This is a genomic window from Propioniciclava flava (assembly GCF_004126535.1).
Classification (GTDB): domain Bacteria; phylum Actinomycetota; class Actinomycetes; order Propionibacteriales; family Propionibacteriaceae; genus Propioniciclava; species Propioniciclava flava.
On record NZ_PPCV01000008.1, the window covers coordinates 53793 to 65779 of the forward strand.

The 11987-nt window shown below is 67.6% G+C and carries 11 protein-coding genes; 5 read left to right on the top strand and 6 right to left on the bottom strand.

Features of this window, described 5'->3' with window-relative positions:
• Positions 1–110: 110 nt before the first annotated feature.
• Positions 111–908, bottom strand: coding sequence for a family 1 encapsulin nanocompartment shell protein (locus C1706_RS11495; RefSeq protein WP_129459389.1), 798 nt, complete (start codon positions 906–908; stop codon positions 111–113).
• On the bottom strand, positions 908–1936 hold the full coding sequence (locus C1706_RS11500; RefSeq protein ID WP_241653554.1) for a Dyp-type peroxidase: 1029 nt from the start codon (positions 1934–1936) through the stop codon (positions 908–910). The genes C1706_RS11495 and C1706_RS11500 overlap by 1 nt, the downstream gene beginning before the upstream one ends.
• A gap of 186 nt (positions 1937–2122) precedes the next feature.
• On the opposite strand from C1706_RS11500, the gene C1706_RS11505 reads away from it, so the two are divergent.
• Positions 2123–4399: a hypothetical protein gene (locus C1706_RS11505; RefSeq protein ID WP_129459391.1), complete on the top strand. Its 2277-nt coding sequence runs from the start codon at positions 2123–2125 to the stop codon at positions 4397–4399.
• Positions 4400–4405: 6 nt separating this feature from the next.
• Here the strand turns inward: C1706_RS11505 and C1706_RS11510 are convergent, their stop codons facing one another.
• Entirely contained in the window at positions 4406–5749 is a 1344-nt protein-coding gene (locus C1706_RS11510) for a GntP family permease (RefSeq protein WP_129459392.1), read from the bottom strand.
• Between the two features lie 127 nt (positions 5750–5876).
• Here C1706_RS11510 and C1706_RS11515 point away from each other — a divergent pair, with 127 nt between their 5' ends.
• The 3 genes from C1706_RS11515 to C1706_RS11525 all read left to right on the top strand — a co-directional run bounded on the left by C1706_RS11515 (position 5877) and on the right by C1706_RS11525 (position 8469).
• Positions 5877–7448: an ATP-binding protein gene (locus C1706_RS11515; RefSeq protein WP_164987537.1), complete on the top strand. Its 1572-nt coding sequence runs from the start codon at positions 5877–5879 to the stop codon at positions 7446–7448.
• The gene (locus C1706_RS11520) at positions 7441–8124 is read left to right on the top strand and encodes a response regulator (protein WP_129459394.1); all 684 of its coding nucleotides are present in this window, start codon (positions 7441–7443) and stop codon (positions 8122–8124) included. The genes C1706_RS11515 and C1706_RS11520 overlap by 8 nt, the downstream gene beginning before the upstream one ends.
• Positions 8125–8241: 117 nt before the next feature.
• A complete protein-coding gene (locus C1706_RS11525) occupies positions 8242–8469 on the top strand; it encodes a hypothetical protein (protein ID WP_129459395.1) in 228 nt (75 codons plus the stop codon).
• Between the two features lie 70 nt (positions 8470–8539).
• Here C1706_RS11525 and nagB read toward each other — a convergent pair whose 3' ends face one another.
• The 3 genes from nagB to C1706_RS14650 form a co-directional block, all read right to left on the bottom strand.
• Positions 8540–9331, bottom strand: coding sequence for a glucosamine-6-phosphate deaminase (nagB, locus tag C1706_RS11530; protein WP_129459396.1), 792 nt, complete (start codon positions 9329–9331; stop codon positions 8540–8542).
• Positions 9332–9380: 49 nt separating this feature from the next.
• Complete coding sequence (locus C1706_RS11535) at positions 9381–10100, bottom strand: GntR family transcriptional regulator (RefSeq protein ID WP_206661104.1); 720 nt, start codon at positions 10098–10100, stop codon at positions 9381–9383.
• A gap of 75 nt (positions 10101–10175) precedes the next feature.
• Positions 10176–10340: a hypothetical protein gene (locus C1706_RS14650; protein ID WP_164987538.1), complete on the bottom strand. Its 165-nt coding sequence runs from the start codon at positions 10338–10340 to the stop codon at positions 10176–10178.
• A gap of 120 nt (positions 10341–10460) precedes the next feature.
• On the opposite strand from C1706_RS14650, the gene C1706_RS11540 reads away from it, so the two are divergent.
• The gene (locus C1706_RS11540) at positions 10461–11903 is read left to right on the top strand and encodes a cobyric acid synthase (RefSeq protein ID WP_129459397.1); all 1443 of its coding nucleotides are present in this window, start codon (positions 10461–10463) and stop codon (positions 11901–11903) included.
• The last annotated feature ends 84 nt before the right edge of the window (positions 11904–11987 follow it).

Below are 11987 nucleotides of genomic sequence, written 5' to 3' on the forward strand. Positions count from 1 at the left end.
TAGACCCGTGGAGTCAGATTCTCGGTCATTTCCTCAGGAGTGCGACGACGGGGCCCGGGCTCCTCGCCCAGACCCCGCCCTCTGCGACGCCGTGGCGTCTGGATCGTGCTCTAGCGGGTCAGCGACACCGACGCCTCATCGGTGTTACTGCGGAACGCGAAGGACTCCTGGAAGTACAACTGCACCGACTCCGCGTCATGGGAGAGGTAGCCGATCGAGAGGTCTTGGCCCAGTTGCAGGTCGAAGTCGCCACCACGGGTCGTCACCACGACGGCGCCCCGGATCGCGGGCGCCCAGATGATCTCCCCGTCGACGAGGCGATTGAGGTGGTCCAGGATCGGCACACCATGATCGGACGTTTCGCTGACGAGCGTGTACAACTCCGCACCCAGCAGGACCGAGTAGGGCCCCTCGACCCCGGCAAGGCGCAGTTGCGACAGGGCCGAGGAGATGGCCTCAGGCACATCAACGGCATCCTGGGGAACCGGCACCACGGTGTTGGAGGAGGAGGGCCGGATCCCGCGGATCCCCGCAGCGGAGTAGCCATCGAGGATGGCGCGGTCTTCGGCGTAGGCGATGCGCTGCGCGGCCTCCTTCAGCGGTTCCCAATCGGCGTCCTGGCTGCCTCGCTCGACGCTGTCGATCTCGACGCGCGACAGGGTGAACGGGACGCGCAACTGGACGACCGGAGCGACCCGGTACAGCCGCGACTCGACGCCGTCCGTCGGCGCTGCCACGTCTTCCAGGCGCCCCAGGGCCACGGCGGAGAAGTCACTGCCGTGGGGACCGGACACGTCGACGACGCGGCGCGCGGCAATGTTGCGCTGGAAGGTGCGCTTGGCTTCCTCCTCGATGTCGCGCCAGGCGGCGTCCGAGATCGGGGCGAGCGAACGGTGCAGGTTATTCATCAGTGGTTCCTTCCAAGATCGCCGATGCCCAGCGAACCGCTGGCATCGACCGGTGCGGATGAGGTGAGAGCGGGAGCATCCGCGTCCCCGGCCAGGTGCGGCGCGGGCGGCGGCGACTCCAAAAAGTCGATCGAGGGGCAGAAGAAGGTGGTGCCGGTCACGGCGGTCGAGAAGTCGAGGATCCGGTCGTAGGTGCCCGGCGGGTTCCCGATGAACATGTTGCGCAGCATCTCCAGCGTGATGTCCGGGTCGGCCGCATAGGCGATGTAGTAGGTGCCGAACTCGCCCGAACCGAGTTCCCCAAACGGCATGTTCGCTCGGAGGATCTCCCGGGGCGTGCCGTCGGGGGCGTCGTCGAGCGAGTTGAGGGCCACGTGGGAGTTCGCGGGCTTCACGTCGTCGGGCATCTCGATGTCGTCGAGCTTGGTACGCCCGATGACCCGCTCCTGCTGGCCGGTGCTCAGCGCGTTCCAGGCCGCCATGTCGTGGAGGTACTTCTGCACCATCACGTAACTGCCGCCCGCCACCTGCGGGTCGGTGTCGTCGATGATGGCGGCCCGCACCGCGTCCTCATCTTCGGGATTCTCGGTGCCGTCCACGAAACCGAGGAGATCGCGCTGCTCGTAGAACCGGAAGCCGTGCGTCTCGTCGACCACCTCCACGGCATCGCCGAGGCGGGCCAGGATCTGGGCGCCCAACTCGAAGCACACCCCCATGGCCTCGCTGCGCACGTGGAACAGCAGGTCACCGGGCGTCGCGGGTGCCGCATGCCGCTCCCCGACAGGAGGGTCGAAGGGGGTCAGTTTGGCGGGGCGTGGACCGCTGTAAAGCCGATCCCAGGCGTCTGAACCGATGCCGACGACGACATCGAGGCGATTCTCCGGCGTCCGGAAGCCGACGGATCGGCGGACCGCTTGGAGATCTTGGAGCGCGTCACGCACGGCATCCTCGCCACCTTCACGGAGGGTCACAACGAGGAAGAGCGCCGCGCCGGTCAGCGGATGAACGATTCCTTGAGGGCGTGTCACAAACCCCACCGTAGTCGAGACGCGACACGAATCGATGCATCGCGCACGAGTCATCCCAGAGGGAGAGCCGCGCCCCTTGTGGGCCTGCGCAAGGCCCACGCCCTGGCCGGGAGTGGGTCGGGCATGGTCCCCGCGTGGGCCTGGAGGCCCTGGGGCGGGCAGGCGGGGGTGCGGGAGGGTCGTCCCATGAGTAGGCGTGTGGAATCACCGGCTGGGCGTCGGCAGCGAGAACGTGGCAATGCGGGTTTGGGCTACATCGCCATTGCCCTGATCGCCGCACTCGTCTGCTCGTCCGTCGTCACCACCGTTCCGATGGCCCGCGTGACCGCCACGGTGCGCTGCGCGGTCGACTCCATCGTGAACCTGAAGTGGATGATGGACGGCTGCGTCGATGCTGCGCGCACCGGCAATCCCGGGCAGCCCACCACCCCGGGGAATCCGACCACCCCACCCGGGGGAACTCCGTCCACGCCTCCCGATCCCAACGGAGGCCATCCACCCACATCGTGCGACGACCCCGTGTACGGCCCCTACAACGCCCTCCCCGACCGCATCGTCGGCCAGAGCAAAAGCGTCAACCATGTGACGACGGACGCGAATCCGCGGATGGTTCGCTTCGACTGCGTCTGGTACTACATCCCGACCGATTGCGGCGCGCCACCGTCGGGCTGGAGTGAGGGGCTCACGCCCAACGCGGGAGTGGACATCGCCCCCTTCCGCTCATGCGTCACCTCGGGGCGCGGCGAGGCGACACCGAAGGAATCCGACAACCCTGAGTGCAGCAACACGATGCCAGCCGGTATGCAGCCGGGCCAGGCGGATGGCGCACGCGTCCAGATCGGGTGCGCCATCTACGTGGTGCCCCAGGAATGCTCCGCGCAGTGGAGTTCCTACGTGGACGCCGACAGCGGCGCAGGTCACCTCTCGGGGGCCGCGCCCACCGTCACCGCCGGCGTTGACCTGGCCAAGTGCATTCTGAATACCTACAACAAGCTGGAAGCCGACTGCGCCGTTTGGTCGCAAGGGAATACGGCAACCAAGACAACGCAGATCCTGTTCTGGAAGTGGAGCAAGAGCGACGGCATGGTGGTAGAGAAGCTCGGCGACGGCCGCTACAAGGTGACGCTGGCTCATGGCAAGGGAAAGGGCGCGGGGATCGAGTTCAACCTCTCGGCAGGCAACGCTACGGCGTCTGCGGGCCTGTGGGGAATGAGCGGCGTAGACCAGACCGACGTGTACGAGTTCGCCAACGAAACCGATGCCCAGGCCTGGCTTGACTGGTACAAGGAGTACGACGCCGCTGACAAAACGGTCGCCGACCTAGACCGGAAGTACGGCTGCTACAGCAAGAAAACCTGTACCTCCAAGCGTGACAGCGGTCCCACCTGCATGCGCTATGGCATGTGTGACAACGGCCACATCAACTACCCGGAATCGGCACGGACGCTGCGCGACCTCCAGCAGCGCGAGCCCGATCACAAACGCGCCTCGCAAGGGTGGGCCGACACGACCGAGGTCACCGTCGATCTGTCGGTGGGCGCGAAGAGCGGCAAAGGCAAGGGTGAAGGCGAGAAGAGCGGTGCGACCCCTAGCCTCGAAGCCAGCCTCTCCTACTCACACTCCAGCAAGAGCGCGGTCTCCCAGGTGACCCGTCCCGACGGCAGCCATTCGGCGAGCTGGTCCACCTCGTCGATGAACGGTATCGCCGCACTGGTGAGCTTCGGGCTGGCGAGCCCGACTGCACTGGAGGGCGTCGGCAAACTGCAGGGGAACTTCGCCAAGGAGTGGAAGGGCGGGACGACCATCACCGCCACGTGGGACAAGGACGGGACGCTGACGGCCTTGTCGTATCGGCTCGACAAAGAGGCACTGACCAGCGTGAAGAAAGGTATCTCCCTGGGGGCGAACTACGGGTTGCTTGGCGCATCCGTGTCGCTGACTCAGACCGATTCGGACGGGACTGCGACCGTCCTTGAGAACCGAATCGATTTCACCTTGCACCCTGAGCTCCGGGAGCAATACCAGACGATCGCGGATGAGTCGTTCCCAGGTGGCAGCCGAGGAGCCCTCGACGGCAATCACGTCCGCTTCAGCGTCCAGGAATCCGAGGAGCAACTCGAGAGCCTGCAGGAGGCCGCCAAGCAGGGGGCAACCCGGAGCCTGGAATACGAGGTCGACAAGAGCGAGACCACCAAGGAGGTCGGAGTGACGTTCGGGGGGCTTGTGCTCGCCAAGGCGAACTGGACGACGACTTCTGATGAGCGCAACCTCAGCTCATCCAGCCTGGAAGTCACGGACGTCAACGGGACCAGGCAGACCGTCGACCCGGCCCCGAAGTGTTATCTCCCCACCTTCGACAAGCCCGAGGACTACTACCCCGGATCCAGCTCGAACGTCTCGACGAGTAGCCACCCCTACGACCAAGGTTACGACTTCAGCCACTCCACCACGCCGATCGACTGACCGGCTTCAGGGGGCGATCAGCGAGGCGACCATCACCAGCGGCAGCGAGATGAGCGAGGCCATGGACGTCACAGTGGTCATCGTCTTGAGCGAGCCTTGGGTGGACAGGCCGAGCAGCGATTTGAACATCCAGAAGAAGTTGCTGTTGACCTGGAGGGCGAACAGCGAACCGGACGCGATGGCGAGCCCGAGCACCACCGGGGAGACGACGATCTGGTCGAGGATCGGAGCGATGATGCCCGCGGCGGTGATCGCCGCCACCGACACCGAACCGATCGCCAGGTGCAGCAGGGCCGCGATGAACCAGGCCAGCAGGATGGACGCGATGATCGGGGTGCCCGCCCCGACGCTGAACAGGCCACCCAGCAGTTTGGCCAGCCCCGTCGCCTTGATGACGGCGCCCAGCGAGCCGCCCACGCCGGTGACGAGCAGGATCTCACCGGTGGTTTGCAGGCCTTCGCTGAAGGCGGTCGCTGTGCGGTCGGTCCCGACGAAGCGACGGGCCATGACGTAAGCACCGACGAGGCCGAGGAACAGCGCGATGTTGGCGTCGCCGAGGAACGCGATCACCGGGTTGTCGATCCCGGCCAGCTCGCACAGTGCCCCGGTGGCGATCATGAGCAGCGGCACCACGATGGGGGCCAGGCACAGCGCCAGGGAGGGGCGGCGCTGCGGGCTGACCTCGTCACCGGCTTCCTCGATCTCTTCGGCATTGGAGACCTCTTCGTCCTTGGCGGGCTTCCACCAGCCGTGGTTCAGCATGCGTCGGAACAGCCACGTCGTGACCACTGCGGTCACGGGGCCGATCACGATGCCGTAGATCAGGTAGGTCCCCAGTTGGACGTGCAGCAGTCCCGCGATCGATATGGCGGACAGCCCTGGCACGACGAACACGTAGCCGCAGAAGATGCCGGTCCCCAAAGCTCCGGCCAGCCAGGCGAGCCCGTTCTTGCCGAGGAACTTCGCCGACGAACGGGCCACGGGGGCGGCGAGGACGACCTGCACGTCCACGTAGATGGAGGGGGCGATGGTGCTCAGCGCGACGGTGAGCGCGTACGGCAGCCGGTTGGGCGGGACGACCTTGACCAGCGCCTCGACCATGACCTTGAACGCGCCGACCGCATGGAGGAGCGCCCCCATCAACACGCCAAAACCGATCAGTAGCCCGATCTTCGTCATGATGTCGCCGAAGCCCGCCGTGATCGCGTCGACGGTCTCGGCAAAGCCGATCCCCGAAGCCAGGCCCAGGTAGAGACAGCCGATCACCAGGGCGATAATCGGATCGACCTTGGCTTTGATGATGAGCAGGATGATCGCGACGATCGCGATGCCGGTATGCAGAGCAATCATGGTTCCACTCCGTTGAGGTGTGAGCCACGCCGGTGTGGCCCGGGGCTCAGCCTCCCCCTCGGCGCCGGGACCGGGCATCCTTATGTTCATAGTGTTCACGGCCCCCCGCAGTGTCGCCTCGCACGTGATGACCGTGCTGGGCGTCGTCGCCGTGCTCGTGGTGGGGGTATCGGTCGCGTTGGCGACCTGGCAGGCGTCCTCCCAGGTCGAAGCCGCCGCTGCGGATCAGGTGACCCATGTGGCGCGCACAGTGGCAGCATCCGATGAGGTTCGCAACGCGCTCACGGCGGGCGCGCCGACCCCGGCGCTCACGGATTTCGCTGAGCGGACGCGGGCCGCGACCGAAACCGATTTCGTGGTCGTGATGACACCGGCAGGCGTCCGCTTCACCCATCCCAACCCCGACCTGGTGGGCGGACGCTTCCTCGGGACGACGGACGCAGCCCGCACGGGCGGGGTGGTGGTGGAGGACTACACCGGCTCGCTGGGGCCCTCGACGCGCGCGGTCGTCCCCGTCCTGGAGGATGGCCGCGTCATCGGGCTGGTTTCGGTGGGAATCGCGCGCGCCAAGGTCTCGCAGGCGTTGGCGGACTTGTGGCCGCAGATCGTCCTGCCGGGGCTGATGGCCGCGCTCGTCGCCGGGACGGGCGCCTGGCTCACGGCCCGGCAAGTGCGCCGGGAGACGCTAGGCCTGAATGCGAGTGAGGTGGCTCGGTTGCACGACCACCACGACGCGTTGCTGCACGCGATCCGGGAGGGGCTGGTCATCACCGACAACGAAGGGCGCATCCAGGTCGTCAACGACGAGGCGATTCGGCTGCTGAATCTCCCCTCGGACGCCGTCGGCGTCCACGTGAGCGACCTGGGGCTGTCGCGCGACCTCGCCGACCTGCTGACGTCCGCACGCCAAGAAGTGGACGTGCCGTATGCGACCGGGGCGAGGCTGCTGCTCGTGTCCAGTGATGCTGTCGTGCGGCAGGGACGCCGCACCGCGACGTTGACGACGCTGCGCGACCGGACCGAACTCGAGTCGCTCACAGGACGCCTCAGCGCAACCCAGGGGCTCGCGGACGCCCTGCACGCCCGCAGCCATGAAGCCGCCAACCGGATGCACACCGTGGTCACGCTCATCGAACTCGGCAAACCCGAGGAAGCTCTCTCGTTCGCCACAGGGCAGTTGACGGGGGAACGGCTGGCGGATGCGGCGGTCCTTGCGGCGATCGACCCGCCCGTCATCGCCGCGCTGCTGTTGGGGAAGACAGCCGAGGCGGCGGAGCGGGGCGTCCGGCTCACCCTCGACCCCGACGCCCACCTGCCCGTCATTCCCGGCGTGGAGTCGGCCCTGGTGACGATTCTGGGAAACCTGATCGACAACGCGGTAGAAGCGTTGAGCGGACGCAGCGGAGCAGCGATCGTGGTGGACGCGCTCGCGTCCGAGGAGGAGTTACTCGTGACGGTCAGCGACAATGGCCCCGGCGTCCCCGTGGCGGACGCGGAAGCGATCTTTTCCCGGGGGTTCACCACCAAACCGGGAACCGAGCCGGGTGGTCGGGGTATCGGATTGACGCTGGTCCGCCAAACTGTCACCGCGCTGGGTGGTCAGATCGCCGTGTCCGAGCCGCCGGGCGCGACGTTTGTGGTGACGCTGCCCACCACCCCCCAGGGTGCGGGCTTGAGGGAGGGAGACGCTCGTGACTGAGGTGCGTGTCCTCATCGTCGAAGACGAGGCTCTGGTGGCCGACGCCCACCGCGACTACGTGGAACGCGTCGAAGGCTTCGTCGTCGTCGGCGTGGCCGAAACGGTCCAGGAGGCGGTGCGGGCGCTGGCCCACCAGCCAGTCGATCTGGTGCTGCTCGATCTGAACCTGCCCGACGGCAGCGGCCTGGAGGTGCTGCAGGGCGTCCGGGCGGCCGGGCGTCCCGTCGACATCATGACCATCACTGCCGCCCGCGAGGTCGAGCCGGTGCGGACTGCGGTGACGCTGGGCGTCGTGGGGTACCTGCTCAAGCCCTTCACCTTCGCGGACCTGCGCGACCGCCTGGAGGCCTATCGCCGCTACCGGGACGGGCTCGCGGGCGCACCCTCCGCCAGCCAGGCCGCCGTCGACGCCATGTTTGGTGAACTGCGGCGTCCCACCGATCCGGGCAACGCCCCTAAAGGGCTGGATCGGGGCGTCTTGGAAGAGGTCATCGCGCTGCTCCGCGACGCCGGCGCGACGGGACGTTCGGCGTCCGAGGTGGGCGTCGCGGTCGGGTTGTCGCGCGTCACCGCCCGCCGCTATCTGCAGTACCTGACCGAACAGGGCCGCGCGCTGCGCTCGCAGCGCCTCGGTGGTTCCGGACGCCCGGAAGTCCTGTTTACCTGGCGGGTGTGAGGCTGCCCCCTCCTTCACCCGTGAAATGCGGCGATCTATCGACGAAGGAATGCGGCGATGCCATGAGGAAGGCCCATCGTCGGGAGAATCACAGGCACACACCCGAAGGGACGTCCCATGAGCTTCAACACCGCCGAAAACCCTCTTCTGCTCACCATGCTCGGTTTGTGGGCGCTGGGAATCATTGCGGCCGTGGTGATGGCTGGCCGCGTTTCGACGGCGAAAGCGATCAGCCTCACTTTGGTGGCCCTTTTTGCTCCCCTTGTGGGGTCGATCATCGTCGTCGGGTTCTGGTGCGTGGACGCTGTGCGGCGGCGGCTGCCTCCCGCCCCCTCACGAGTCTGATCCTCAGCGCGACCGCCTCATCGTCAGCGCGCCGCTCGGCCTCACGACCGCGCGGCGCGTCGGCGGGCCCTCAGTCGGCGAATCGCTGCCAGGCGGGCTTGTGAGCGTAGGTGTGCGCGTAGTAGTCACGCAGGGTCAGCGTGGAGGCGGCGGCCTCGTCGATCACGACGGTCACGGTGCGGTGGAGTTGCAGCACCGATCCGGGGCACATCGCGCTGACCGGGCCTTCAATGAGGCCCGCGACGGCGTCCGCCTTGCCTTCGCCCTGGGCGACCAGCACGACGGCGCGGGCGTCCATGATGGTGCCGAGGCCTTGGGTGAGGCAGTGGCGCGGCACATCGTCCAGCGTCGGGAAGAACCGGGCGTTGTCGCGGCGGGTCTGCTCGTTGAGGGTCTTGATCCGGGTGCGGGAGGCCAGTGAGCTGGTGGGCTCGTTGAAGCCGATGTGGCCGTTCGATCCGATCCCGAGGATTTGCACGTCGACGCCGCCCGCCGCCTTGATGGCCGCTTCGTAGTCCTCACAGGCCTGACGCAGATCCTGAGCGCTGCCCTGGGGGACGTGGACGCGGGCCGGGTCGAGGCCCAGGGGCACGGTGACGGTCTCGTTGATGATGGACGCGTAGCTTTGCGGGTCGGACGCCGGAAGGCCGACGTATTCGTCCAGCGCGAAGGCGGAGGCGCCACTCAGGTCGAGGTCGCCGCGCTGCACGCGGGCGGCCAGGTGCCGGTAGAGCGCCAGCGGCGAGGAGCCGGTGGCGACACCAAGGACGGCCGGGCCTTCCTTCTGGCTCGCCACCTGGGCGACACGGGCGGCAGCAACCTCGCCAGCCTCGTCGGCGGTGGAGCAGATCACGATTTCCATGGGTTGTCCTTTCGGCGGGTGCTGACACCCGCGTGCTGATCGGCCTGATTCACGAGTGGAAGCGGCGGCCGTCGAGATCCATGTGGATCCGGTAGCGGTCGCCGCGGTAGTAGGAGGTGACGTGCTCCACGGGCACGCCCTGGGCGGTGGAGCGGCGCTGGAACACCAGCGTCGGCGTCGTGTCGGGGAGGGCCAGCAGTTCGACGAGTCGCGGCGTGGGGGTTTGGGCCCACAGGGTCTGCGCGGCGGCGTCGATGACGCGGCCGTACTGGTCGGCCAGCAGCCGGTACAAGGAATCGGTGAGGTCGTGGGCGTCGAGGTCGGGGAAGAGCGCCTCGGGGTACCAGCCAGTCTCCAGCGCCATGGGTTCGTCGTCGGCTAGGCGCAGGCGTTCGACCTGCCAGGCGCGTTCGCGCGCCCCCAGGACGAGCGCGGAGGCGACTTCCGGCGGGGGAACGTGGGCTGCCAGCGTGAGGACGCGGGTGCTCGGGGTTGCCCCGCGGCGCCGCATGTCGTCGGTGAAGGACGCCAGGTGCAGGTGGGATTCGAGTCGAGGGCGCACGGCAAACGTGCCGAGCCCTTGGACGCGTTCCAGCATCCCGTCCGCGACCAGACCGCCCACGGCGGCGCGCACGGTGGCCCGCGAAACCCCGTAGTCGGCTGACAGTTGACGTTCGGAGGGGATCGCCTGGCCGGGCGTCGCCATACCCAGGATGAGCGCCCGGAGCTGCTGATGCTTCGGGGTGGCCCCGGTCAGCGTTGCGACCACGACACCCCCTCCACAGCGGTCCTTACTGGTACGTACCAGTGTGCTCACTGCGGCCCCCGCGGGCAACCCGCTCGCTCACCACAGGTCGACGTTGTACTGATCGAAGATGACCACGCCGGGGTAGGCCTCAAGGACGAACTCGCCCAGGTGGATGATGTCGTCGCTGTGGAGCCGCTCGGGATCGTCGCCGAAGCCGAGGACGATCTCGGTGTCGTAGTCGGCGACGTCCGCGGGCAGCACCGTCCCGGGGCGAAGCGCCTAGGCCGAGCAGCGGACTTTGAATCCGCGGGTGACGCGGACTCTGAATGCAGGCCGCCCTCGGGCACTCCATCGCAGCACGGCCCGTGGGAAGATCGACCCGTGGCAGGACTCCTTGTGGCAGGCACGTCGTCGGATGCGGGTAAGTCGCTGATCGTGGCGGGGCTATGCCGGGCGTGGGCCCGGCAAGGCGTGAAGGTGGCCCCGTTCAAGGCGCAGAACATGTCGAACAACTCGATGGTGTGCCCCGACGGTTCTGAGATCGGGCGTGCCCAGTACCTGCAGGCGATCGCGGCGGGCGTCGAGCCGTCGGCGCGCCTCAACCCGGTGTTGCTGAAACCCGCGACTGACCGGCGCTCCTTCATCGTGGTCGACGGACGCCAGCGCGGCACCCTGGAGGCGGGTGAGTACGCCACCGGGCGCGCCGCGCTGGCCCAGGCGGCGTTCGCAGCGTACGAGGAACTGGCGTCGGAGTTCGACGTGATCGTCGCGGAGGGGGCGGGCTCCCCCGCCGAGATCAATCTGCGTGCCGGGGATTACGTGAACCTCGGTTTGGCGAGGCGTTTCGATATGCCTATGGTGCTGGTGGGCGACATTGATCGCGGCGGCGTCCTGGCGTCGATCTTCGGGCACTGGGCGATCCTGGACGACGCCGACCGAGCACAACTAGCCGGCTATCTGATCAACAAGTTCCGCGGGGATCAGTCCGTACTCGCCCCTGGCCTGGACGAACTGAGCGCCCGGACGGGGCTGCGCAACTTCGGCGTCGTTCCCTGGTTGGATCAGGTCTGGCTCGATTCTGAGGACGCGCTCGCGTTCGCACGCTGGCCCCGGACGCCGGGGGCGGGCGGCGTGCTCCGGGTGGCTGCGATCCGGTTCCCGCGCATCTCGAACGCGACCGATCTGGACGCGCTGGCCGCCGAGCCGGGCGTCGACGTGTTCGTCGCCGACCGTCCCGACGACCTGGCCCGCGCCGACGTGGTCGTGTTGCCCGGCAGTCGCTCGACCTTGGCGGACCTGGAATGGCTACGGGCCCGCGGCCTGGCCGAGCCACTCGCCGAACGCGCCCGCACAGGGGCCCCCACCCTGGGGATCTGCGGCGGCTATCAAATGCTGGCCCGCCTCATCGAGGACCCGATCGAGTCCACCACCGGGTCCGTGACAGGGCTTGCCCTGCTCCCCACCCGCGTCGACTTCCACGCCGAGAAGACACTGGGCCGCCCGGTGGGGGCATGGCGCGGCGAGACCGTCCAGGGTTACGAGATTCACCATGGGGTCGTCGCGGTCGAGGGCGAGGCGGAGCCGTTCCTGGACGGGGTCCGCGTCGGCAACACGTTCGGCACTATCTGGCATGGCGCCTTCGAGAACGACGGCTTCCGTCGGGCCTGGCTCACCGAGGTAGCCGAGGCCGTCGGGTCGGATTGGCGTCCCACACCGGGCGCACCCCGATTCGCGCAGCGCCGCGAACAGATGCTCGACGAACTGGCGGACACGCTGGCCACTCACACCGATCTCGATGGGCTACTCGATCTCGCCACGGCATAGTTGAATGCGATCACAAACCTGAGATCTCTCAACCATTGATTCAGGGTTCTCAGGATAACCATGTTTTCTGAGAATGCGTTGATA

Bases quoted from the DNA above. Each gene is read 5' to 3' on its own strand.
- C1706_RS11495 (WP_129459389.1), bottom strand. From the start codon at position 908: ATGAATAACCTGCACCGTTCGCTCGCCCCGATCTCGGACGCCGCCTGG.
- C1706_RS11505 (WP_129459391.1), top strand. From the start codon at position 2,123: ATGAGTAGGCGTGTGGAATCACCGGCTGGGCGTCGGCAGCGAGAACGT.
- C1706_RS11510 (WP_129459392.1), bottom strand. From the start codon at position 5,749: ATGATTGCTCTGCATACCGGCATCGCGATCGTCGCGATCATCCTGCTC.
- C1706_RS11515 (WP_164987537.1), top strand. From the start codon at position 5,877: ATGACCGTGCTGGGCGTCGTCGCCGTGCTCGTGGTGGGGGTATCGGTC.
- C1706_RS11525 (WP_129459395.1), top strand. From the start codon at position 8,242: ATGAGCTTCAACACCGCCGAAAACCCTCTTCTGCTCACCATGCTCGGT.
- nagB (WP_129459396.1), bottom strand. From the start codon at position 9,331: ATGGAAATCGTGATCTGCTCCACCGCCGACGAGGCTGGCGAGGTTGCT.